The following is a 24,444-nucleotide window of genomic DNA, read 5'->3' on the forward strand; positions in this document are numbered from 1 at the left end:
TAATCCTTAAAGAGTGAACATGAGCCAAGCAAATGACATCAAAGGAACAGGACAAAGAACCGCAAGCAAAACGCTACGCGATGAAGGAGCTAACAGGGTTAGCGAATGTAACAACGAGTTGTTCATGTAAAAAATCACCTTATACAAGCAGTGGAACGTAGCTGGTCCGGTCCGTGGGGTCATTCACATATCCATGTGACGGCTTGTATTGGCTAAGCACCGGCTTAAAACCGGAAGAGAAGTATAAACAGTTAAGTGAGACTTTCATCACATTTTTTAACGCAAACGATCGCGCGATCAAGGATTAAGCAAAATGTATTGTTTGTCGTCGTTTTCGAGCTTCAAAACTGTAAACAATCTGTAGGGAGTTGAATTTGTAATGTTAAGTCTTTAAGTGTGTGAGCGTAATCACTCGGTTAATTCTGTGTGATTCTTACTACTTTTCTGTGCTCTGCCTCATTTCCCGAGACTTCAAGATTCATCTTAAGTTTAGATGCGTATATACTTTGTATGACCTCACCAAATAATTATCTATAAAATACCAATAGAGCTGATTAGATATAACAGCCATCGAGACTAAGAGAGGAAACACGTGAAGAAAATGGAAGCTCCGCACGACATGAACAATGGAGCTAGATTCAAAACAAATAGACACGGCTATGTGACAGTAGTTGAATATTATAATACCTATACTGTTATTGTCGCGTTTGAAAATACTGGAAATATCCGCGCTATCAGTGCGGCGAAATTACGTACAGGTCAACTCACCGATCGTTCTGTCGCGCCTGAATCAATTATGATTGGTGAAAAGGTTGAATCGGTTAAACACGGGATACTAACCATTACTCAAGTTGAATCTGAAAATATTGTGGTACTGACCAATGCCAATAACGAAGAAATTAGAATGTTATTGCCTGCCGTACAGAAAATGAAAGATAAAACAGAAGAAGTCGACAGTGAAAATATTGCCTCCCCAAAACCAACCTCTCTTAGCGAACTGACTAAAAGAAATAAAAAGACCAAAGACGTTAATAGCATGCTTAAGAAAATGCTTACTGACTACGGTCGATACGATTAACTCTCTGTTTTCAACAATAAAGCCTCTATAGATTTATATTCTAATATAAAAACTAGTTAAGCCTGCCTTTCTCAATAAAATACGTTGCATATTCGAGTGAAAAGTTAAATTTGATCAAAGTCTCACTCTGGATCTTTACTACAAATTAACGAGATCTCCATCACAATCTCATTTTAGTTTTGTGATGGGGATCTTATTGAAATCTGAATACTTCCATTACTATGCTCTCACACAATAAGAGAACGAAGTTTCTCAACCCCTAAAATCCAATTGAGACAAATATTATGAAAAAGATTCTTGTAGTTTGCGGTAACGGCCTTGGTACTTCTCTAATGATGGAAATGGCAGTAAAAGAAGTCGCTAAAAAAAACGGTTTCGAAGCAGAAGTTGATCACGAAGATCTTTCATCTGCAGCATCAAGCAATGCGGATATTTGGGTTGCAGCAACAGACGTTGCAAACCAACTAAAAGACGCTGGTAAAGAGAATATCATCAGCCTTAAAAATATTTTTGACAAAGCATCTATTGAAGAACAACTAAAAACTTTCATGTAAGGTCAAAATTATGCAAAACTTTTTCGAGTTCATGCTCGGCTTATTAAAAGAGCCGGCGATCATGGTAGGTTTAATTGCTTTTATCGGCCTGGTTGCACAAAAAGCAGATGTTTCTACCATTCTAAAAGGCACAATTAAAACCGTAATGGGTTTCCTAATTTTAGGTTTTGGTGCTGGCGCTCTTGTTGGCGCACTAAATAACTTCTCTGTTGTATTTACTGAAGCATTCGGCGTAAGTGGTGTTATTCCAAATAACGAAGCAATTGTTGCATTAGCACAAGAAGCATTCGGTTATGAAATGGCTCTAATTATGTTCTTCGCATTCGTTGTGAATATTTTATTGGCTCGTTTAACACCTTTAAAATATATTTTCTTAACGGGTCACCACACAATGTTCATGTCTATGCTGGTAGCGGTAATCCTGTCTACAGCTAACATCGAAGGCACTGCTCTCGTTGCAATCGGCTCGATCATTGTGGGTTCACTGATGGTTATCATGCCTGCACTTGCTCAAAAATACACAGAGAAAGTGATGGGTACTGATCAGTTGGCGATGGGTCACTTCTCAACGTTCTCATACTTAGTATCGGGTTACATTGGTAGCAAGTTTGGTGACACTTCAAAATCAACAGAAGACATCAACGTACCTAAAAGCCTAATGTTCCTGCGTGATACGCCAGTTGCTGTAGCAACAACAATGGCTATCTTCTTTATGTTTGCCTCAATTGTTGCTGGCGGTGACTTTGTTGAAACAGTATCAGGCGGTCAAAACTGGGTAGTATTCACCTTCATGCAATCTCTTGTGTTTGCCGGTGGTGTTTACATCGTACTGCAAGGTGTGAAGATGCTGATTGCTGAAATCGTTCCTGCATTCAAAGGTATCTCTGACAAGCTAGTACCGGGCGCAAAACCTGCTCTAGACTGCCCTATGGTATTCCCTGTAGCACCAAACGCGGTACTTATCGGTTTCCTTTGTTCTTTCGCTGCTGGCCTACTAGCAATGGCAGTTCAAGGCGCGCTTGGCTGGACAATCATTGTAGCTGGCGTCGTTCCACACTTCTTCGTAGGTGGTGCAGCAGGCGTTTACGGTAATGCGACAGGCGGTCTACGCGGTGCAATTCTCGGTTCATTCACGCAAGGTCTGTGTATCTCTTTCCTACCAATGCTACTGCTTCCAGTACTGGGTGGCCTTGGTCTTGAAGCGACAACGTTTGCTGACTTCGACTTCGGCGTTGTTGGTCTTATCCTAGGGTGGATTGTTTCATGAGCTTATTCGATTTAATTGGTAACCAAGGCGTTATCATCAACTCTGAAGAGAACCTAACGGTTGATGCTGCGATAGATGTGACCTGTTCAACACTGCTAGCGAGCAACAAAATCGAAGCAAGCTATGTTGAAGCTATCAAGCAAAAACACAAGGATATTGGCGCGTACTATGTTCTAGCACCAAAGATTGCGATGCCTCATGCTCGCCCTGAAGATGGTGTGAACGAAGCATCACTGCAAGTAACGGTATTCAAGAAGGGTGTTGATTTAGAGTCAGAAGACAACGGTGACGTTTACCTTTCGATTACTCTGGCAGCGATGGACTCAGATAGCCACATCCATACGATTATGGCGCTATCAGAGTTGTTCCAAAATGATGATGACATCGATGCCATCATCGCAGCGGAAACTGAGCAAGCGATCATCGAGATCTTAAAACGATACTAATCTCGATATAAAGATCCTGATAAGCCCCCATGAAAAAAGCGATAGCCTCGGCTATCGCTTTTCTGTTTCTGGTGCTTGGTCATTTCTCATCGAATATGAGTTAAGGCATCACACCTAGAAAGCATTCAGTGGCGTTAAAACGCGTACATTCGTTTGTCTGTCGATAATTCAAAGCAATATTGCGCGTGTTTATTAAGGCACTCAAACACTTCTCGATCCAACTTAAAGTTATCAACGTGGTCCCTCAAAATAGCGAGAGTCTCTTCTAACGTCATGCCTCCACGATAAGGTCGAGACTGAGTTAGCGCTTGAAACACATCCACCACAGCAACAATTCGACTGGGTTGATCCAACTCTTCCGCCGTTTTTCCCATTGGGTAACCCGAACCATCTAACCTTTCATGATGATCAGATGCCCACTGACAAACCTGAGGTGAACTGAACAACTCCTGCAATGCGAATCGAGTGTCCGTTGCATGGCGTTTAATACAGCAATACTCTTCTTCAGTGAGTAAATCCGGCTTATGCAGAATGTCATTAGGGGTTTGCAGTTTACCGATATCATGGACTAACCCAGCCAGATAGAGTTTGCGCTGAGTGGTGTAGGAATAACCCAGCTGTTTGGCGAGGTATTCTGAAAGCTGCCCAACCTTTAAAGAGTGCTTAAAGGTAAACGAACTTTTGGTATCAACAACATTGGCGATAAACTCGGCAAAGGCCACCGTCTCATCCAGCGACATTTGCTGGGAGAAAAATGGCACAGGTTCAAAGTTATCCCTCATGTTCTCGAGGTATGGAATCTCCATAGAAAACCAGAAGTCATCCAAATCAACCAACTCGCACATGTGTTGCACAAGGTTGGTTTCGAACATCTCATCCGCTTGTTCAGTCAAACGTTCAATGATGCTCGCTTTGCCATCTGGTGTTAGGTTTCCATAACGATCAGAAGAGGTTATGCCGTATAGATAATCGACTCTATCGGCAAGCATCACGATGGCAGCTAGTTCTCTTTCTAACTCGCTGATATGAATAGCCCTTAGCTCAGACCACGGAGTATGGTGATAAAGAACCGGCTTAGCAAATATAGAAAGAACTGGGCACTCTTTTAAGATTTGGTAGCCCTTTTGACAATGGTGATAGCTTGAGTCAGGTACAAACCCAGACGTTAAACTGAGCTGTTCATCAATTTGCGAGACACCACAGTCGTGAATCAAGCCTAACGAAAACGCGAGCTGCGCTTGCTCTTCTTCCCACCCCACACTCAGAGCACATCGATACGCGATATAGCCCACTCTCTGTCCATGATTTTTACTTTCGAAACCGACGTTATCAAGCGCCTTAGCAATACCGAATAGAGCCTTCCTTAGGTCCACGGTCACGTCCTGGCAATGTTGATTCATTATTTAAGCCTAGCATTTTTATATTTTTTATATATTTAGGCCGCTAATACTAATGCATAGCTAATGATTATATACACAACTATTGTAAGGTTTAATGAGTTTCGTGATAGAACCAACGTATTACGAAAAATCCGTGCTACAAATGGTTGCATATTAAAAATCATGCGACATTATAGCCTGCCGACTAAGATTCGCTTAAATAAGCAGCCATAAGAAAAGGAAAGACATGTTTAAAACGGTTATCGACAACGAACTCTCCATCGCATTGGTTGAAGAGAGCTTCGCTTCTCACTACGCGGAAATCTCACAAAGCCAGAATGAGTACCTAAGTCAATGGCTCGTGTGGCCGCCACATTGTAAAACCGAGCAAGACTTTAGGATCTTCATCCAACGCTCGCTACACGATTATGCCGAAGGGAAAAGCATGACTTGTGCAATCGTGTATCAAGACAAGGTCGTCGGTAACTGCAGTTTCAATACCATTGATCATGATAAGCAAAAGGTGACCATAGGTTATTGGTTATCTGAGACATACCAAGGAAAGGGGATTGTGACGCGCGTTGTCCAGAAGCTGATTGATGTTGCTTTCAATGAGTTAGATATGGAAAAGGTAGAGATATCAGCTGCAACCGGTAACCAAAGCAGCCGTAAGGTTTGTGAGCGCTTACATTTCACGTTAGAAGGTATTATAACTCGTAACGAGAACTTGAATGGCCGCATCGTAGACCACGCTATTTATGGACTTCATCGCTCTAAGCTCTAAGCTCTAGGCTCTAGGCTCTAGGCTCTAGGCTCTAGGCTCTAGGCTCTAGGCTCTAGGCAGTAGTAACTAAGAAGTCACTCGCTTGTAAATCGGAATATAACAAAGCCACGGTATTAGTCGGTGGCTTTGTTATTTGACGAGCCTGAAGAGCTCTTGAAGCTGCAGCTTATGCGATCTTAGGAATCACGATACTGAACTTGGCGCCACCATAGTTGCTGTCGTCGATTTTGATATCCCAAGAAAGTTTTTTAGCCGCCGATAGAGCAATCGCGAGGCCCAACCCCAATCCACCGTTGGTCGACGTTCTGCTTGAGTCTAGTCGAGAGAACGGAAGGAATACCTCATCACGCCTATTCTCTGGTATTCCAGAACCATTGTCTTCAATCACCACCAGCCAGTTTTCTGAGTTCTCATCCAGCGTCATCCACACTTTGTCTTGTGTGTAATTACCCGCATTCTTGAGAACGTTATCGAACACCAAGCGTGCCATTGAGCAATCACACTTAATCTTGCACTCTAGCTGTACCTTAGATTCAAAGGTGGCATTGTCTAGTTTCGAGTAACGAATTCGGTCTAGGCAATACTCACGAAGATCGGAGGTCACTTTAACGAGCTCAAAGAAAGAGTTATCCATGACATTCAACTTCGACAGCATGATGATTTCTGACGTGAGCTCGTTGATATCCTCAATGTAGGTATCAATGTCATCGAAAAGAACCTGATGATTATCGGGGGCTCCCCTTCTTAGGATATCGGTCGCCAGTTGAATACGACTTAGCGGAGTTCGTACTTCGTGTGGGATAGCTTGAGCGAAAATATGACTTTGTTTTACTTTGCTTTCGATCTCTTCAGCCATGAAGTTAAAACTGCTGGCCAAATCAGAAACAGGATGGATGTCGTCCATGTCAGATCGAGTACTAAGCTTGCCCTTACCAAACTGTTTCTGCTTCTCGACGAGCAACTCTATTCTTTCTTGAAAACGCCTCACAGGTAAGTAAACACTTGCTCCAATCGCCACAATCACAGCCAACAACAGCCCTAACAAAAAGTGTCGTTCTGAGTCTTCGTACCATTCAATGTCAGGAGAGAAAAAGTCCCCTACCTCACTGAACCCAAAACTGAATTTAGAGTTTGGTAGCTGAAACACGGTCGAATAGAGGTTGTCATCACTTAGATATATCGGCACACCGTTTAAGGTTGTGTATAACTCACATTGTTGGCAAGGCGCCTCGCCCGACCAATTCTCCAACAGGCGTAAATTGAAGATATAAAATTGTTGGTAGCCTGTTCTATCGAGCTCTTTATAGAGAGAGTTTTCTTGATTGTGTTGACGAACATACTGCTCCGCAAAGTAGATGCCATCATTGAGGAAGGTTTCGATCTCGGTGCGTCGCATGTGCCCCTCACCAAGGTTCAAGAACAAAAATATCGTTGCCGACATCCCAGTCACAATCCCAAGGTATAAGCGAGCAAACATCGAAACCGAGCGAAGCTTCGTAGCAATGAACTTACGCAACCAGCATGTACCCCTTGTTGCGAACCGTACGAATCAACTGTTTGTCTTTTGCGTGAATGCGCAGCTTTCGGCGTAACCCAGACACGCGCATATCAATCGAGCGGTCGTTGAACGCGTAATCTATCCCTCTAAATAACTGACAGCACTGGTCTCGAGTCACGACCTGACAGATGTTATTAACGAGAAGGTTTAAGATTTCAAATTCAGCAGAAGTAAGCTTGAGGTTTTGGCCGTAGAGCGTGGCACTTTGAGCAGAGCTGTTGATTACAATATCGCACTGTTTTTCAGCCGTAGTTTCTTGCGCAGTTTTTACGGGAGTCGCTCGACGCAATAACGCTTCAATTCGCGCTAACAAGGCATGGCCACGAATCGGTTTGGCAACGTAATCGTCCGCACCAAATTTAAACAAGCTGACCTCGCTCATTTCATCGGCGGGAGCCGTTAGCACTAAAATCATTCCATTGTAAAACTCACGGGCTTGACGGCAAATTTGCGCGCCGCTCATCCCTGGAAGCATCAAGTCCAACAGCACTAAATCAGGTTCAATACTACGGATCGCTTCAAGTGCCAAGTTCCCTTCATGAACAACGCTAACATTGTAACCTTCAGCTTCGAGGTAAAGCGTCGTTAGACGAGCTATCTCTTGGTCATCTTCAACAATGAGCACTTTGGTTTTCGACATTCCTATCACCAGTATTTATTAAAAGCGAAGGCAGTATATATACTGGTCATAGATCATCAATATTGGAATCAGAGCCCTACATTTACCGTACGCAAAACATAGTAATCACTTTTGTACATACACGTTTACAGAATAGAGAACCAACAACCGGTGCGCCTTGGTTTATCAAGGTTTCCTCCTTCAGAGCACACCATTTTGATGTGCAAGGAAAGTGGCTCTTTGATAAAAGCGAACTGCTGCGAAACCTAACCTGTACAACAAAGCAAAAAGAGAAGCTGATAAAAGCCAGATACAACGCAGAACACTACTGTTTAACGGAGCTTTATAATCGCCGTGGGATCAGCAACCTTCTAGAAACCAGCATTGCCTATCGCTCACCGTTTGAATTGATGTTTGTCGACCTTGATGGCTTCAAATTAGTTAATGACACTTATGGGCACACTGTCGGAGACCAACGACTCAAACAGGTTGGTGAACGCCTTAAACAGTTGGTTGATGAGAAATGCATGATAGGGCGATTTGGTGGCGACGAATTCATTGTGATTGCCCACACCTGCCGAAATCAAAATATCCCACTACTTTGCTCTCGCATCATTGATGCCTTAAACCGAAGTTTCCATATCAGAGGCATCGGCAGTTTATCTGTCGGTTGCAGCATAGGTACCGCGCATTTCCCTGATAACGCGGTTGACCAAGAAACATTGCTAAAGCAAGCGGGTATGGCGATGCATCTTGCAAAAGCGAATGGTCGAAACCGCTTCCAAACGTTTACCCCAGACTTAGCACAAACCCTGCATCGCAAAGTAGAGATCCGCCATCGACTGGCACGCGCCATAGAAAACGACGATCTCAACCTTCACTATCAACCGATCATGAACACCAACAGCGACAAGGTGAAAGGGTTTGAAGCCTTGCTTCGATGGTCAGACAAAGAGCTAGGTAACATAGGCCCTGATGAGTTTATTAGCTTAGCGGAGGAGACGGGGCAGATTGTACCGCTCGGGAAATGGGTTCTGAACTCTGCACTCAAACAGCTATCGATATGGCAACGTGAGTTTGATAGTGAGTTGATGATGAGTATCAATATTTCGAGTATTCAGATGCACGCGACCTTTGCCGAGCAGCTATTAGCAATGTTGAACTTCTACAATATCCAACCTCAAAGCATCGCCCTTGAGATCACCGAATCTTCCATGATCTTCAAGCATGGTGAAGTCAGGCAAGCGTTAAGCGATATTTCTAAATTGGGCGTAGAGCTTCACCTTGATGACTTTGGCACAGGCTACTCGTCACTGTCGATGTTGCATGACTTACCGATTAGCACCGTGAAACTCGATAAAAGCTTCGTCCACGGTTCACACAAAGGGAGCAAAGCGATTGTCCAAGCCACCCATGCTATCTGTGAAAAATTGGGGCTAAAAGTGGTTGCTGAAGGTGTCGAAACCGAAACGCAAAAAGCGTTCTTAATCGATTGTGGATACCAGTATCTTCAGGGATTTTTATTTAGTAAACCAATTCCCTCAAATGAAGTCGAAAGTCAGTTTTTGAATGGTCGACAATCCTACAATTAAAGACTTATTTATCAATAAATTAAGTCGTTTGAATACTTCCTAAACAATCGGCTGCTGTGGGTGTGTACGCTTACGTATGCTTACATAGCGTTTAACAGTAAGAGGAAATAATTAAGCTATTGTTTATAAAGAAAATTACTTAGAAATTCACACAATAAAACACCAAACCATTATACCGACTAACTGTAATGACTTTGGTATTTAGATTACCCTCATTCCGTCCCTTTAGCAGAGCAAATAATCGGTAACCATGAACAGACAAAACGGCTTCACTCTTTTAGAACTCATCATCTCTGTATTAATTTTAGCGATCGTTTCGGCGACAGCTATGGTCAAGTTCTTAGACGTTCAAGGAAGTGCTCGGGCGAGTAAAATACATGATGTGGCTGGTAACCTTCGCACGGGTATCGATATGATCTACGCGAAGTCAGCGATTGCTGGCGTTGAGGATGAGTGCAACTATGTTGAAAAGACGGAGATTGAGACCTACTACGTTTGTCATGGTTACCCAATCGCCTATGTTGACTCACTAAGAAGACTGCTCAATATCGACGCAACAGAGCTTCATGTCATCAACAAAGAAGTAGACTCTGGCAGCAATGCAGAAAGAGTAGCCGCCATCTCTTTCGACACCGAAAACTACACCTATTCGCCAGAAGGAGACTTTTGTCAGGTGCTTTATCAGCCAGAAAAAGAACCACAGATCGTGGTGCTTGATGGTGCATGTTAAATACTCAACGATTGCACGCTTCCATAGTTAACACAAAGCCACCGCAACAGATCTTTTAATATCATGTGGTTACGCTAACATTTGCTCAAAAATAACACTAATTGATCTAACTTGTTGCTGCTTATACTTTTAGGCAGTGCTCATGGTATAATACCAACCTCATTCATATCTTATTTTCATCACTAGCCGATTAATATTTACATAGACACATATTTGATACATATGTCAATAATAATTCCATTAAAATTCTTTAATCAACACATCATGATAAAAATCATCCTTTCCCTATTTTAAATATCCCACCTTAAAGTTTAATTATTTAAATTTCGTAACAGAATAAATTAAAGTCAATCATTCAACAAATATAATTAATTCTATCATTGATTACTTTAATTAAATCACCAAAACAATACGCCACATAAATTATATTAATATCACATAAAATGACATAATTTAATTTTATCATGAAAAATTCTGATAAATCTCACGCATCGATAAGCCGAATGAATACCATCAGAAGCTACATTAGAAACCTCTAAATCCAGTCGCTAAACCTACCGCGTAGAAGCTGTGAAATGGATAAATACCAAAACAAATGGATAAATCCCCTTTACCCCTTGTAAATCATTGGCTTTCATTTATAAATTCAACTTTTGGGTGAACATCTCCATAACCTTTCATTAAAGCCCAAATTCTGCGATTAGTATCAACATCTTAAGAGGAAATGGTGACATTTTGGTTATATTATTTAGATCGAACTCTTGTGTTGAATGACAATCCCAGCCATCACATATCCATCACACAAATATAATAACTATCGCTTAGGAGTTGAGCTATGCACTGTTCTTTCAATATAAATAACAATAATGAGAGCTTGCAACTGATCTACAATGAAGAAAAAATATACATAAAAAGAGACAGTAATAAGATATCAGAGGAAACTCTTAATAGTAAAGAGAGTTTTGTTTTCAAATACCTTATTGAACACTCGTCAATATCAAACCCTCAATCTGCACGAGATGTTGAAGAATCTTTTAAATTACACTTTGACGAAGAGTTTAGCTTATACGCGTTAAAAAATATTATTGCTTCTATAAGAAAGAAATATCGAAGCTTATGTAAGAAAGCGAAGGTAGATAATAATAGCGAACTTATCTCTAACCTTTATAAGGTAGGTTACTTTATCGATCTCGATAAAAGCTCAACCAACCGTATCGCACCTAAGTACGACATCAACCAGTTCAAGCCCAGCCAGTTCGAGATGTTGAAACTGATGTTCAACACCTATCATCGAGAGCTGATTAAGGCTCTGATAGCCGTGTTCACCATCTCTTCCTTTTTCCTATTCGTTGTCTACTTTTCCCAAATCCTTTATACGACGAAGATTGCGAATGAATACAGTGAGAACACCAAACACATTGCCGCAGAAGTCATGGACTACGGTTGCGATAGCCACGGGGCTGTGCACTCGCTAAGGCACTCGCTCAACCTTGATTCTGTCGTCATGACCACACCTTATGACTCCTGCTATATCTCTAAAACACGTTCTAAGATGATAGAGCTCAATCAATTAGACGACTTCTACGATAGTGCTGACTTTGCCTATTCACGCTTCATGGATACCGAGCACGACATTGAGATGGTTGCTCGAATATCTAAACGATCTATCGAAGCTCGATACAAGAACTCACTATTGCCTCTATTAGTCGATTCTATCTCCATCCAGAAGAATGGTTACTACATCTTAAACCTTGGCGAAGAGAGTAAATCTATCTATCAAACCTCCCTACCAACGGGTGCAACCATCACCTTCTACAGTGACGACATTGTTGCACTATGGATTGCGCTTTCTCTGATACTCGCCACCCTGCTTTATCGCTCCTATATTCTGGGTTTCGTGATCTACCTGTTTCGTTGGAAACACATCTCCTTTGAAGAAGAGCCGATCATCAACACCGAAGACAACTGCGTTCTCTACTACGAGTTGTTATCTCGTGTGCGTAACGTTGGCGTTTTAAGCTTCATCAACACCATGAGACGCACCAATTTACTCACCTTTCATACTATTTTACTCATCGAGACAGTCAGAAAAGCGAAGTTAAACAACAGCCATGAGATCTATGGTGTCAACGTGTGCCCAAGTGCTTTGGTAGGGTCGAACTTCGCAAGGCTCAGAGAGCATTTAACCGCGATGGAAGCAAATGAGTTTGTCGTCGAGATTACTGAATATTCGAACATTGGCTATGGGTGTGAGGTTATCGATAACATTAAGGATATCAAAAAGCTTGGTATCACTATCGCTCTGGATGACTTTGGTACGGGCAATAACAACATCGAAATCATCAATGTTATCTCTCCGGCCTATCTAAAACTGGATCGTTGCTTTGTTAAGGATATCGAGTCAGGAGAGCATCATCAGGGTGTATTGCTCAATATCTCGGAGATTGGACGCCTATCAAATATCACAATGATTTATGAAGGTGTCGAGACGCGTAGGCAGCAATATATCTTGTGTCAATTAGGCTACAACTTACATCAAGGTTACCTATATAGCCGGCCTAATGACTCAAAGGAGCAATAGGCCCAGCCTAATAGAAATCTTGATCAGCAACCATTCCCTATTCAAATAATCATCGCTTATACAGCTGCTTGAGAGCCCACAAGGATGTAGGCTTCAAGTGCCCTCCCCACCAAACGTGCTTTATCTAAACATAAAAATACCCGATGCACTTTCATAAAATCCTTGCCAACTCGAATAAATAGGTTAGTGTTATACACATGTATATCACCATGCAGTTTTAATTATGACCGAATGGAAAGACGACCAGCCGATCTTTAGGCAGCTTGCCGCCAAGATCAGTGACCAAATTCTTCAGGGTGTTTGGCTAGAGCTACAAGCATTGCCCTCTGTGCGTGCGGTTGCCGCCGATCTCAAGATCAACCACCTTACTGTCATGAAAAGCTACCAGTTACTGGTGGATGAAGGCTTGGTAGAGAAAAAACGCGGCCAAGGCATGTATGTGGCCGAAGGGGCACTTCAAAAATTGAAAGAGTCCGCACACCAATCATTCATCAACACACAGATCCCAGCCATCGCTGAGACGCTAAGCATCATTGATATGAGTGTCGAAGAACTCGTGAAACAGCTAGCACAACATATAAAGGACAAGTCATGAGTACGTTACTTTCCGTGAAAAACGTAACCAAAACCTATTCAAATCAAGTGGGTGTCGAGAACATCAGCTTTGAGTTAAAACCGGGGCAAGTGCTTGGACTGCTGGGCCATAATGGCGCAGGGAAATCGACACTGATCAAATCACTGCTTGGTGGACACAGCTATCAAGGTGAGATAGAGGTTAATGGCTACCACCCTATCCACCAGCATGCAGAACTCATGCTGCACTTGTCGTACATTTCAGATGTTAACGTGTTACCCGAGTGGATGACCGTTAAGCAACTGCTTAGATACACCCAAGGTGTACACCCTAGCTTCAACAAGCAAAAAGCAGAACAGACGCTAAGCAGCACCAACATCAAGCTCTCTTCGACTATCAAGCAGCTTTCTAAGGGAATGAAGGTACAACTTCACCTTGCGATCATCATCGCGACTGACACCCAAGTGTTGATCTTAGATGAGCCTACACTTGGCCTAGATTTACTGTACCGCGATACTTTTTATCGCCATCTACTTGAGTGGTTCCACGACGGCGAACGCGCCATGATCATTGCAAGCCATGAGGTTTCAGAGATTGAACATTTATTAACGGATGTTCTGATTTTAAAACAAGGCCATTGTGTGCTGCAAAAGAGCATGGAAGACATCGAAAATGACTATTTCATTATCGAAGTCGCAAATAACCATTCAAGCGAGATACAGAAACTCAACCCACTGACCTCGCAATCAGGCCTGGGCACCACTAAGTGGTTATTGGAAGGTCAATACAAAGCGCAGGTTGAATCACTGGGTAACATCTATAACGTTGGTCTCGCAGATCTATTCCTTGCAACACAGACGGAGAAGGCATAATGCATCCAAGTTTTTACATGCTAGAAAAAGAACTCATCGAGCACAAAATTAACACTCGATTGCCTCTGTTTGTCGCGTTATGTGGTTTCTTACTGTTCGTTAGTCTGTTCTTCAATGGCGCAGCGCAGCATGAGTTTTTCTTCGAAATGCAAGTGAACGGTGACGTGAGCGACATCCACAGAGAGTTCGCACAAGACCTCAACTCAGTGATCTACTTTGGCGCGGGCCTTATTTCACTGATCCTATCGACGCTTTACATCCCTAAAACGCTGCGTAAAGAGCGCCAAGAAGGCAGTTCGATGTTTTGGAGAAGTATGCCGGTATCTAACGCAATGACTCACGGTGTGAAACTCGGCTTCGGTTTAGTGGTTATTCCGGCAATCTGTGCGTTGCTTGTGTTGTTCGCCGATTTCCTATTCTGGATATTGAACGTGTCTAGCGAGCAGCAACTGGCGCTACTGGTTGAGCAGCAATCCCTACTGTATGTGCTGAGCAACTGGCTCGTATTCTTTGGGAGAATGTTGTTAGTTGCACTGGTTTTACTACCACTGGCAACTGTGACCCTAGCGATTTCGCAGTTGGTGAACTCTCCATTGCTTGTCATTTTTATCTCAAGCTATGCGATTAAGTTCCTCTCTGTCGCTGTATTTGGGTTCTATGGCATCAACGATTTCCTATCTCTCATCGCATCACTTCCAATGAAGGTACTGACAGCAAGCAACCCATTCAGCGCGATTGCTGAAGCACCGGTTTTATCGTTAAGTATTTACGTACTGATTGGCATTGGCGGCTATCTGCTGAGCCTAAAGCTAAATAGAACGGATGACGTGAGCTTAAAGACGCTATTCCAACGCTAGAGTCTATCCTAAGCACGAGTCTTTATCGGGCAGTCACATCAGGTACCAAAATCTAAATCAAAGCTTCTGAGAAATCGGGAGCTTTTTTATTATCAGGACGTTAGCGAATACGGGGATGCGAAACCAAGGAATAAGGAACAAGGAACAAGGAACAAGGAACAAGGAACAAGGAACAAACAAGTTTTAATTTGGAGAACAGGTTTAACAAACGAAGATAAACTTAGAGGAGGTATTAATGAGCTGACATTGAATTGCATTGTTGTTAATGCCTGCCAGCTCTTTGGGGATGATTTCGCTAGTCGCCGACCAGATGAAGGTCCTTGAGAGTGCTAATGAAATCAGTTTGTTGCGTTTTACATTTTATTAAGCTTTTCAGCTTTTAAAGCTTTACGATTTAAAGCTTATTTCTTTGATGCTTCTTTTGACGTGTCTTTCCAGTATTGGATACGAACGCGATGAAGCTGTGCTCTTCTCATTTTTTTCATAAGGGATATTTCCTTTTCTTTAACTGCTCTTCATGAGCTATTTTTATTGCCAACCATTCGAATCTAACGGTGTTTGATGCCCAGATCAATGATACAAATCACAAAATATATAGAGTTTTGAGTACCATTTACATCAAAGTATGACCTAGATATCAACTATGGCTCAATTCAATCCTATGAGCCGCTGTTCAAAATTAAGGTTAGTTCTCTCAGATGACAAATTCATTTCAGTATCAATACAGTTCAATGATACTAATTTAATAGACCGGACCAACGTTGATTTAGTTCCAGTGTCTTGTCATTTATTGATTATATCGCCCCTAAAGTTACGGCGTAACTACAAATGCATTCGATGTGAACAAATAATCGCCACATTAGCCTATACGTCACAACATCAAAATGGGATTATGTTTGTAACGGATAAAGCTTTTGATAGAAAAATCCGTAATGGACCAAATTAAATGGACGTAATTATGAGTAAAGTAATTCTGCAAGGGCATATTCTAGTGCCAGACAACGATCTAGAAGCCGTCACACAAGCCTTAGCTGTGCACAAAGAACTGACACTAGAAGAACCTGGTTGTATGGTCTTTCGAATCAGTCAAAGCACCCTTCAACCTATTCGCTTTGAAGTGTATGAAGAATTCACTAGCCGAGAAGCATTCGAAGCCCACCAACAGCGAGTAAAAGCATCTGAATGGGGTGCAATCTCTCAGAACGTGACACGTCACTACCAAGTCACCGATGTTCCGACATCATAATGATACATCCGCTAGCCAAGCGCATCGTCACGTTGATCAAACAAGATCCCTTACGAATGAAGGTTTTAGACCGTGTCGCTCAGTTGGATTTGCCGCAGTGTTATGTCGCTGCGGGCTTTGTGAGAAACCTCGTTTGGGATCACCAGCATGGTTATGCCTCCCCGACTCCATTCAATGATATTGATGTGATCTACTTTGATCCCATTGATACCTCTTACGAATCGGATCTTAGATACGAGGCTCAGCTTAAACAACGGTTACCCGAACTGAATTGGCAAGTTCGCAATCAAGCCTACATGCACACTAGAAATGGGGATGAACCTTACCAAGGCTCATTGGATGCGATGAGTTATTGGCCAGAGAAAGAAACCGCCGTCGCCGTGAAACAAAGCCTCCATGGAAACATCGAGTGTATTTCTGCCTTTGGCTTAGAGAGTTTGTTTGATTTGCAAATCACACCCAATCCAAAGCGTAGCCGAGATATCTTTGATCAAAGAGTGCAATCCAAAGGTTGGCTAACCCAGTGGCCCAAGTTAACGATGAGTCACAGTTAACTAGCAGTCGAATTCAAACGCTAAAACCATTGACTAAAAGTCCAATCAGATCGAACATGCCCCACTTATTAGCTTATTAAGTTAGTAATTAACCAACTCATCAACCACGCGTGGCGACTAGCTGCTACGCTCTCTCGTCATACTGAGTAACGACCATGAACCAACAATACATGCTGCAAGCACTCGAAGCTTCGCGCCAAGCCTTACCTGATTGCCAACCAAACCCGCCAGTAGGGTGTGTTTTGGTGAAAGACGATAAGGTGGTGTCTGTTGGATACACGCAAAAAGTCGGCGGAAACCACGCCGAGGTTGAAGCACTCAATAACTATAACGACAAAACGGACGGAACAATGGAAGGGGTTACCGCTTACGTAACTTTAGAGCCATGTTCGTTTGTCGGCAGAACACCCGCTTGCGCCAATACATTGGTTAAAGCAGGTGTAAAACACGTAGTCGTGGCGATGCTAGACCCAGACCCTCGTAATAATGGTCGTGGAGTTGCCATCCTTGAATCGCACGGCGTGAAGGTGGATGTGGGGTTATGCCAAGCGCAAGTGAGCGCCTTTTTAACCCCTTACCTTGGTAAGTCCTAGATCTTAAACAGCCAGTATTAGTTCAATTTCACTCGATAAAGCGGATTGACTGGCTTATCGACAAAATACGACCAAATATGATCGTAGACGGCATGTTGGTTGGGGAACGGCGCTAACGCTTTTGCTTCTTCTAAATTACACCAGCGGTACTCGGTGTGTTCGTCATTCAGTTCAATCGCTTGGTTGGGTGGGCATAGCACCGCAAACACAGGGATTAGCTGAATCACATTCACGTGCGCCTCATAAAACTGCTCCAGAAACTGCGCGTTATACAAAGCTTCCACTTTAATTTGGGTCTCTTCTTCAAACTCGCGCACGATAGCCTGCCAGCCTGTTTCACCCGCTTCAATCGAGCCTGCGACGTGACACCAAAACTCACCTTTAACACGCTTCATTAATAGCATTTTCATTTGTCCGTCGCTCTCTGAAATAGCGACACCGGAAACAATCGAAGTATTGAGTGGAATCATAACGTTACCTTAGTTTTAATAAGAGGGCGGCAAGGCTACCACCCTTGGTTTGTTAAATTGTCTTCTATGATTAAAAACGAGAAGTTACTCATCAATTAATGAAGTTCAAGCCATAACTCATGGGTTCAGTGTTAACCATCTCGCTTAGCTATCCTGTAATAGAACCATTTCTTATTTGAGGCGTATTTCGATAAAGAGTAGAATCGCCGCCTTGTACTGTGTTTAAAGCCTTTAAACATACACAGTAGACTCACAACCATTTATCACCACGATATAAGTATTAATACGACTATGCACTCATCAAAACCAACGCACGACTCAGAAAACAGCCATACTCCTGAGCATTGCTTCACTCGTTTTCAACAGCCGATCGAGTCATATTCGTTGCCTGAGCGTTTCACATTCCCGTTCTACTACGAACCGCACCCACTGTGTGAAATAGCCTCTCATCAGCTTCAACAATATCTAGAAACACAAACCGACTGGCAGCATGACTTCGGACTGGATTCTGACGCTGGTCGCGGCAAAATGTTTGGTGTGTTACTGGTGAAAAGCCCAGAAGGTGAATTGGGTTACTTCTCTGCTTTCTCTGGAAAAATCGCAGACCAAAACCTACTGCCTCACTTTGTGCCGCCCGTATTCGACATGTTGAGCAGCGATAGCTTTTTCCATCAAGACACAGCCGACATGATGGCTGTAAATGCGAAATTTAAAGCGCTGCAAGCAAACGCTGAATACCTTGAATTGTGTGAACAGTTAGCACAACAGAAAACACAGGCAGAACAGGAGATCGAAGCGCAACGTTTGTTGATTATAGAAGGCCGAAAAACACGTAAAGAACAACGCGAACAAGGTAAAAAAAACCTTGATGAACAAGCCTTCGAACAACTGAATAATGAGCTTAACAAGGCCAGTGTTGCTGACAAGAACCAGCAGAAGTACCTAAAGCTCAACTGGGAACAGATCCTAAACGAGTTACAAATCAAAGTTGATGTGTTCACTAATCAATTAGCTGAACTCAAAGAGCAAAGAGCACTCCTTTCTCATCAGCTTCAGCACAAACTGTTTTCACAATACGCTTTCCAGAATGCGGAAGGAAACATTGAGGATCTGAACCAAATCTTTGAAGACACGCCAAACAAGATACCACCAGCAGGTTCTGGCGAGTGTGCCGCACCCAAGCTTTTGCAATACGCGTATTTAAACGGTTACACACCATTGGCACTGGCCGAATTTTGGTGGGGTCGATCACCGAAATCGGAAATCCGTAAACACAAGAAATACTACGCGTCTTGCCAAAGTAAGTGTGTACCGATTTTAGGTCACATGATGAAAGGCTTAGAAGTCGATCCCAACCCATTGCTAGAAAACCCAGCTGAAGGCAAAGACCTCGATATCCTGTTCCAAGACGATCACATCGTTGTGGTACACAAACCAGCAGGTTTTCTATCCGTACCGGGTAAAACCATCAAAGATTCAGCTTACACTCGTGTTCAAGAAATGCACCAAGATGTTGAAGGGCCATTTGTTATCCACCGTTTGGATATGGCGACCTCTGGCATTCTGATATTTGCTTTAACACGACGTGCGAACAAGAGCTTACAGAAGCAGTTCATTACTCGTGAAGTCGAAAAGCGTTACGTGGCAATGATTGAAGGCGTTCTAACAGAAAATGAAGGCTATGTTCGACTGCCATTGCGTGGTGATTTGTATGACCGCCCTCGTCAAATTGTCTGCTTCGAACACGGCAAGCCAGCAGAAACCAAATGGGAAGTGATTGAGCGAAACGGGCAAACCACTAAGGTTTACCTGCATCCTAAAACAGGGCGTACACACCAGTTGCGTGTTCACTGTTCACACCAAGAAGGCCTTAACATGCCTATCGTCGGTGACGGCTTGTATGGCAATAAAGCCGACCGATTGCACTTACACGCAGAAAGACTTGCGCTGCACCACCCAGTCACCAAAGAGTGGATGGAATTCCAGTTCGACGCTGAATTCTAAAATCTCTCATTAGTAGCGAGCTTTGATAAGGAGTCACAACCGCTTGTGGCTCCTACCTCTTTTGGGTATATCTCCACGCTTATTGCACTACATCAAGATTCACTTTGTTGTGAAGAGTAGCATGCCCACCTTCTTCTCTCCTTGAGGCCTTTGATATGTCATCAGCTGCTTTGAATTTACAACCTAACAAACTGACTTCCCCATTAATTGCAACTCAAGCACCAAGCTTGAAGCCAATTACATCCAAAAAGCCAGACTTAAACTCGGCAATGCTTAACTTAATTGAAGAAGTTAAAAACGAACTCCCACTTTACGAGTCAGAGACGTTTATCTGTGGTCCAAAAGGAAATTGCTCGGGTTGCTCTAAGAAACTACTTGAGATGGTCGACAGCGAGTTAATGTATTGGGAGCACAGTATTTCCATTGGCCAAGGCCCTAACTTCGAAGAACTGCGCCGCTTTGGTAAACTATGCAGCAGCGTTCGACGTGGTTTAGAGCGTAATGGTTTAGTCGAAAAACGCCCAAAGAAAAGATAACAAGCCAAGTCGATAATCATTACAATGTGTCGCTGGCGATTACAAGCTACACTGCTACTAACTAATTGAACTCGTTAGCTATAAAAGTAATAATGTTTTGTAATACAATTCAGTGCACAGACCGACTTCGTAGATTCGAACTCATTAGAGATAAGTTCATCGTTACTTTCACCATATTCTTGAACGACTCTATCCTTCTTGTCTGACGTGCCTTAGCCTTCTGTATAGCAATATCACACCAATTAAAAACCTATTTTGGACAACGGGAGCCACCTTGAAGAGACCACAACCAGTACTGGGAAAGACCGGTATGCTATTTTTTCTCGTCATCATCAGTGCTTTCCCTCCATTGACTATCGACCTTTACTTACCTGCGCTTCCGCAGATGGTCGAGGTGTTTAATACTGACCGATCCATGGTCAACCTAACCCTGAGCAGCTACTTCGTTACTTACGCCATCGGTCTTTTGTTCTGGGGACCGCTCAGCGAAAAATTCGGTCGTAAGCCGATCCTATTAATTGGATTAGCGGGTTATATGGTCGCGAGCATATTGTGCGCGATGACCAATAGCATCGAACAGTTAATTGGTGCTCGTGTATTCCAAGCCTTTGCTGGTAGTGCTATCACCGTTATCGCTACCGCCATTGTCAAAGATCTTTATGATGGCCGAGAACGTGAAAAGATCATGGCGACTATCATGTCACTGGTGATCATCGCGCCAATGGTTGCGCCTGTATTTGGTGCCTTTCTACTGAAAATTGCTTCTTGGCGAATGATGTTTGTCACGCTCGCCATTTTTGGTGCATTTGCGTCAGTATTAGCTTGCTGCTACCGAGAAACACTCGAAAACAAATACCAAGGTTCTATATTCCGATCATGGGGAAGAATGGGCGTGGTCATGAAAAACCGCTCGTTCGTCAAGCTGCTGGTCATTTTCTCTATCATACCGATGGCGTTGATGGGCTTTCTTGCGGCGGGTTCTTATATCTACATCGATCACTTTGGATTGACCGAACAACAGTTTAGCTACGCGTTCGCATTCAATGCATTATGCGCCTCATTTGGTCCAACAATTTACATGAAGTTGTCCTACCGAATGCCGGTTCAAAAGGTCATCTCAGGATGTTTTGCTTTATTGGCGCTTGCGGGCATCTTCACCCTAACCATTGGCGACCTGTCCCCTTGGTTCTTTATGTTCATCGCTGCTCCAGCAACATTAATGGCGATCATCATGCGAGTACCGGGCACCAACTTAATGTTGAATCAACAAGATCATGACACGGGCTCTGCCGTCGCACTGATTCAGTTCTTCAGCATGATTTGTGGTTCGCTTGGTATGGTATTAGTTTCAATCCGCCCAGAGTCACTGATTGAAAACCTAGGCTTTATCCAATTATCCATCGGTACGCTAGGCGGCCTGATGTGGCTAATGGTCAGAAACAAAGAGTTCGTGACTAATAAGCTGAATTAAAGCTCTCAAGCCTAATTGTCATTCACACTACAATAAACTTGAAAACCGCTATAACGAAATTAGAAACCGTCTACATAGGCGGTTTTCTTGTATTTGAAGACGTACATTGAATTTTCAAGCCATGAGTTTCACGCACAAAAAAGCTCCTATTAAGGAGCCTTCTTATCAGAGCCAGTGAGCACTCAGTTTGGTCAATTGTTACTAAGCTTGAGCCACTTGACGTGCTGGGTGTTTAATAAACACAGCGACTACAGCCACGATTGCAAGCGCGAAACAGTAGTAAGAGTTAGACACGATCTCTAGCGGCGATAGGTTAAACACAGAGCCTAATAGCAATACCTGAGCACCGTAAGGCAGTACGCCTTGAATCACACACGAGAAGATATCCAATAAGCTTGCAGAGCGGCGTGGAGATACATCGTTCTCTTCAGCTAATTGGCGAGCCACACTACCAGAAACAATGATTGCTACGGTGTTGTTTGCCGTACATAGGTTCACCATTGATACCAAGCCTGCAATGCCTAGCTCACTTGCGCGGCCATTCGCTTGCTTAGAGTGAGAAGAACCAAATGCACGAATCAAACCGCTCACTAAGTTAGTCAGAAATGCTAATCCACCTTGGCGACGCATCAGCTCACTCAAACCACCAATCAGCATCGACAGTAAGAAGATCTCTTGCATGTTGCCAAAGCCTGCGTAGATATCTTGAGCGTAACCCGTCATACCGTAGTTCTCAATAGAACCTAGGCTCACTCCACCCGCTAGCAAGATACCAATCGTCAACACAACGAACACATTCATGCCCGATACCGCAAGGATTAGGATAGTGATGTACGGAAGGACTTTCAGCCATTCAATTGGGCCTGTTTCAGGAACTTGAGTTGCTGTGCTGTTGAAAGCAAAGATAACAATCGCGATAAGTGCAGCAGGAAGTGCTATACGGATGTTCTCTTTAAACTTGTCTCTCATCTCACAGCCTTGCGAGCGAGTCGCGGCAATCGTGGTATCTGAGATGATAGAAAGGTTGTCACCAAACATAGCGCCACTTAGCACTACGCCAGCGGTTAGAGGAATACTCATACCAGCTGAGTCAGCAATGCCTAGTGCAACAGGAGCAACCGCAGCGATAGTACCCATAGAGGTGCCCATTGCTGTCGCAATGAACGCCGAAATAAGGAAGATGCCCGGTAGGATCATGCTCGTTGGGATAGCCGATAGACCAAGGTTTACCGTCGCGTCCACGCCACCAGAAGCTTTAGCCACAGCAGCAAAAGCACCCGCCAATAGGTAGATCATACACATTGCGATAATGTCTTTGTGACCCACGCCACCTAAGAACTGCTCAATCGCACGGTTCAATTTATCTTTGCTCAATAGCAACGCTAACATCACAGCAGGCAGAGCCGCAATCGGAGCTGGAAGTTGATAGAAAGCAAAATCGACGCCTTGTAGCGACAGGTATGTACCCACGCCAATAAACAGCGCAAGGAAAACGATCAGAGGGATAAGCGCCACTGCAGAAGGGGCAATTACCGCGTTAGAATTTTTTGAATTGGACATGGAACGACAACACAATAGAACAGGAAGGTGAGCAGACTAATGTCACACTTAGAACTTGTCAACGTCTAGACGTCTAAACGCCTAATTTAATGCAAAGTAATAAGAACCCTATTGAGCATCACGTAATAAAAAAGGCTATTTACTCATCAGTAAACAGCCTTTCGATAACAGATAGTGCGCCGCTAGAAGTTAGCGTTTCTGCTTGAACGTTACTTGGTATTCACCAATGCCTTCGTAGTGGAAGGTCGTTGGTTTATCGAATTCCATTTCCACGATACCGCAGTAAGAGCCCGTGATAATGGCTTCACCCGCTTGGAAATCAACACCACGACGTGTCATGTAGTTAATCAGCCAGTAAATTGGGCTTGGTGGCAGTGTATTCGGGTGCTTACCGTCGAATGCTTGAACTTGCTCGCCTTGAGTCACTTCAATACTGATCTCTGCAGAAGTGAACGCTTTTTCGCGATCAATCTCAGAGCCAATAAATAGACCTTGGTTTACTAGGCCATCGGCCAGCTTTTCATAGAACTCAGCGCCGCTGTCATCCGCAAAACGAGACTGCATTAACTCAAGTGCCATGTGGCAAGAACCAATCGCTTCGTTGATTTGCTCTTCGCTGTAGCCTTCTTGGCTTGCAGGCAGGCTCTTAGCAAGCGTAAATGCGATTTCAGGCTCAACGCGTACTACGCCGTTGTCAGCAAACAGTTCACAAACTTCGCCTTGTTGAACGCTGCCCGAGAAGATTGGCGCAACAACAAACTTGTCTTCAGCCAGAGGAAGTAAGCACTTCCAACCGCCGACTTTATCGCTTTTCAAATCGATCATTGAAGATTGGATCTTTAGCGCATCTTCCAAGTTATTCGGACGGTACTGTTCGTCCAATCTTGGTGCTTTGGTGCCAGCAACACGACGACTCAACAGTTCTTCAGCTGCTTGTTTAAATACATTTGTCATATAATACCACCTTTAGTTTTATGACCAGTATAATATCGGATTTCTTAAAGCTTGAATAGACAATTCAACAACGGTGCTACACCGAAAATTCAGCCATCAATTTTCGCATATTCTAGACGCAAACAACTGAAACTATTTTGATTTATGTCTCGTCCTAAAATACGT

22 protein-coding genes and 1 pseudogene are annotated in these 24,444 nt (G+C 43.3%); 17 read left to right on the top strand and 6 right to left on the bottom strand.

Annotation, left to right across the window (positions count from 1 at the left end):
- Positions 1 to 601: 601 nt before the first annotated feature.
- The 4 genes from AB4138_RS01545 (at position 602) to AB4138_RS01560 (ending at position 3,345) form a co-directional block, all read left to right on the top strand.
- Positions 602 to 1,078 carry a hypothetical protein gene (locus AB4138_RS01545; RefSeq protein ID WP_029235263.1) on the top strand — a complete coding sequence of 159 codons (477 nt, stop codon included), beginning with the start codon at positions 602 to 604 and terminating at the stop codon, positions 1,076 to 1,078.
- A 284-nt stretch (positions 1,079 to 1,362) separates the two neighbouring features.
- Entirely contained in the window at positions 1,363 to 1,632 is a 270-nt protein-coding gene (locus AB4138_RS01550) for a PTS sugar transporter subunit IIB (RefSeq protein ID WP_372304761.1), read from the top strand.
- Positions 1,633 to 1,642: 10 nt separating this feature from the next.
- Entirely contained in the window at positions 1,643 to 2,899 is a 1,257-nt protein-coding gene (locus AB4138_RS01555) for a PTS ascorbate transporter subunit IIC (RefSeq protein WP_017064873.1), read from the top strand.
- Positions 2,896 to 3,345 carry a PTS sugar transporter subunit IIA gene (locus tag AB4138_RS01560; RefSeq protein ID WP_017070990.1) on the top strand — a complete coding sequence of 150 codons (450 nt, stop codon included), beginning with the start codon at positions 2,896 to 2,898 and terminating at the stop codon, positions 3,343 to 3,345. Before AB4138_RS01555 ends, AB4138_RS01560 begins: the two co-directional genes overlap by 4 nt.
- A gap of 134 nt (positions 3,346 to 3,479) precedes the next feature.
- On the opposite strand, the gene AB4138_RS01565 is transcribed toward AB4138_RS01560, so the two are convergent.
- Positions 3,480 to 4,745 carry an HD-GYP domain-containing protein gene (locus AB4138_RS01565; protein WP_102320601.1) on the bottom strand — a complete coding sequence of 422 codons (1,266 nt, stop codon included), beginning with the start codon at positions 4,743 to 4,745 and terminating at the stop codon, positions 3,480 to 3,482.
- A 226-nt stretch (positions 4,746 to 4,971) separates the two neighbouring features.
- Here AB4138_RS01565 and AB4138_RS01570 point away from each other — a divergent pair, with 226 nt between their 5' ends.
- On the top strand, positions 4,972 to 5,508 hold the full coding sequence (locus AB4138_RS01570) for a GNAT family N-acetyltransferase (protein WP_017069226.1): 537 nt from the start codon (positions 4,972 to 4,974) through the stop codon (positions 5,506 to 5,508).
- Between the two features lie 166 nt (positions 5,509 to 5,674).
- Here AB4138_RS01570 and AB4138_RS01575 read toward each other — a convergent pair whose 3' ends face one another.
- Both AB4138_RS01575 and AB4138_RS01580 read right to left on the bottom strand, forming a co-directional pair.
- Entirely contained in the window at positions 5,675 to 7,024 is a 1,350-nt protein-coding gene (locus AB4138_RS01575; RefSeq protein WP_372304766.1) for a sensor histidine kinase, read from the bottom strand.
- Positions 7,017 to 7,706, bottom strand: coding sequence for a response regulator transcription factor (locus tag AB4138_RS01580; RefSeq protein WP_372304769.1), 690 nt, complete (start codon positions 7,704 to 7,706; stop codon positions 7,017 to 7,019). Before AB4138_RS01580 ends, AB4138_RS01575 begins: the two co-directional genes overlap by 8 nt.
- A 182-nt stretch (positions 7,707 to 7,888) precedes the next feature.
- Here AB4138_RS01580 and AB4138_RS01585 point away from each other — a divergent pair.
- The 9 genes and pseudogenes from AB4138_RS01585 to AB4138_RS01625 form a co-directional block, all read left to right on the top strand.
- Positions 7,889 to 9,277: pseudogene (locus AB4138_RS01585) on the top strand (putative bifunctional diguanylate cyclase/phosphodiesterase); the annotation flags it as partial.
- A 250-nt stretch (positions 9,278 to 9,527) separates the two neighbouring features.
- Complete coding sequence (locus tag AB4138_RS01590; RefSeq protein WP_017060589.1) at positions 9,528 to 10,007, top strand: type II secretion system protein; 480 nt, start codon at positions 9,528 to 9,530, stop codon at positions 10,005 to 10,007.
- A gap of 835 nt (positions 10,008 to 10,842) precedes the next feature.
- On the top strand, positions 10,843 to 12,588 hold the full coding sequence (locus tag AB4138_RS01595) for an EAL domain-containing protein (protein ID WP_372304771.1): 1,746 nt from the start codon (positions 10,843 to 10,845) through the stop codon (positions 12,586 to 12,588).
- Positions 12,589 to 12,811: 223 nt separating this feature from the next.
- The gene (locus AB4138_RS01600) at positions 12,812 to 13,183 is read left to right on the top strand and encodes a GntR family transcriptional regulator (RefSeq protein WP_017060587.1); all 372 of its coding nucleotides are present in this window, start codon (positions 12,812 to 12,814) and stop codon (positions 13,181 to 13,183) included.
- Positions 13,180 to 14,034 carry an ABC transporter ATP-binding protein gene (locus AB4138_RS01605; RefSeq protein ID WP_017060586.1) on the top strand — a complete coding sequence of 285 codons (855 nt, stop codon included), beginning with the start codon at positions 13,180 to 13,182 and terminating at the stop codon, positions 14,032 to 14,034. Before AB4138_RS01600 ends, AB4138_RS01605 begins: the two co-directional genes overlap by 4 nt.
- Entirely contained in the window at positions 14,034 to 14,891 is an 858-nt protein-coding gene (locus AB4138_RS01610; protein ID WP_372304774.1) for a hypothetical protein, read from the top strand. The genes AB4138_RS01605 and AB4138_RS01610 overlap by 1 nt, the downstream gene beginning before the upstream one ends.
- A gap of 958 nt (positions 14,892 to 15,849) precedes the next feature.
- Positions 15,850 to 16,137 (top strand): putative quinol monooxygenase, encoded by a 288-nt coding sequence (locus AB4138_RS01615; protein ID WP_372304777.1) that lies wholly within the window; start codon positions 15,850 to 15,852, stop codon positions 16,135 to 16,137.
- Positions 16,137 to 16,691, top strand: a complete 555-nt coding sequence (locus tag AB4138_RS01620; protein WP_136978735.1) for a nucleotidyltransferase family protein — start codon at positions 16,137 to 16,139, stop codon at positions 16,689 to 16,691. Before AB4138_RS01615 ends, AB4138_RS01620 begins: the two co-directional genes overlap by 1 nt.
- 155 nt (positions 16,692 to 16,846) lie before the next feature.
- Positions 16,847 to 17,284, top strand: coding sequence for a bifunctional diaminohydroxyphosphoribosylaminopyrimidine deaminase/5-amino-6-(5-phosphoribosylamino)uracil reductase RibD (locus tag AB4138_RS01625; RefSeq protein WP_102428769.1), 438 nt, complete (start codon positions 16,847 to 16,849; stop codon positions 17,282 to 17,284).
- A 17-nt stretch (positions 17,285 to 17,301) separates the two neighbouring features.
- On the opposite strand, the gene AB4138_RS01630 is transcribed toward AB4138_RS01625, so the two are convergent.
- Positions 17,302 to 17,754 carry an NUDIX pyrophosphatase gene (locus AB4138_RS01630; RefSeq protein ID WP_017060581.1) on the bottom strand — a complete coding sequence of 151 codons (453 nt, stop codon included), beginning with the start codon at positions 17,752 to 17,754 and terminating at the stop codon, positions 17,302 to 17,304.
- A 291-nt stretch (positions 17,755 to 18,045) separates the two neighbouring features.
- Between AB4138_RS01630 and AB4138_RS01635 the strand changes: the two genes are divergently transcribed.
- From AB4138_RS01635 to AB4138_RS01645, 3 genes are all read left to right on the top strand, one after another.
- Positions 18,046 to 19,758 carry a pseudouridine synthase gene (locus AB4138_RS01635; protein WP_372073526.1) on the top strand — a complete coding sequence of 571 codons (1,713 nt, stop codon included), beginning with the start codon at positions 18,046 to 18,048 and terminating at the stop codon, positions 19,756 to 19,758.
- Positions 19,759 to 19,913: 155 nt separating this feature from the next.
- The gene (locus tag AB4138_RS01640) at positions 19,914 to 20,294 is read left to right on the top strand and encodes a hypothetical protein (protein ID WP_017060579.1); all 381 of its coding nucleotides are present in this window, start codon (positions 19,914 to 19,916) and stop codon (positions 20,292 to 20,294) included.
- 310 nt (positions 20,295 to 20,604) lie between these two features.
- Positions 20,605 to 21,765: a multidrug effflux MFS transporter gene (locus AB4138_RS01645; RefSeq protein ID WP_065677369.1), complete on the top strand. Its 1,161-nt coding sequence runs from the start codon at positions 20,605 to 20,607 to the stop codon at positions 21,763 to 21,765.
- Positions 21,766 to 21,966: 201 nt separating this feature from the next.
- Here the strand turns inward: AB4138_RS01645 and AB4138_RS01650 are convergent, their stop codons facing one another.
- Together AB4138_RS01650 and AB4138_RS01655 are read right to left on the bottom strand one after the other, a co-directional pair.
- Positions 21,967 to 23,325, bottom strand: coding sequence for a Na+/H+ antiporter NhaC family protein (locus AB4138_RS01650; protein WP_372304781.1), 1,359 nt, complete (start codon positions 23,323 to 23,325; stop codon positions 21,967 to 21,969).
- Between the two features lie 189 nt (positions 23,326 to 23,514).
- A complete protein-coding gene (locus AB4138_RS01655) occupies positions 23,515 to 24,279 on the bottom strand; it encodes a hydratase (protein WP_017060576.1) in 765 nt (254 codons plus the stop codon).
- Positions 24,280 to 24,444: the final 165 nt, after the last annotated feature.

The sequence above is a fragment of the Vibrio sp. 10N.286.52.C3 genome, assembly GCF_041468865.1.
Taxonomy (GTDB): Bacteria; Pseudomonadota; Gammaproteobacteria; order Enterobacterales; family Vibrionaceae; genus Vibrio; species Vibrio crassostreae_C.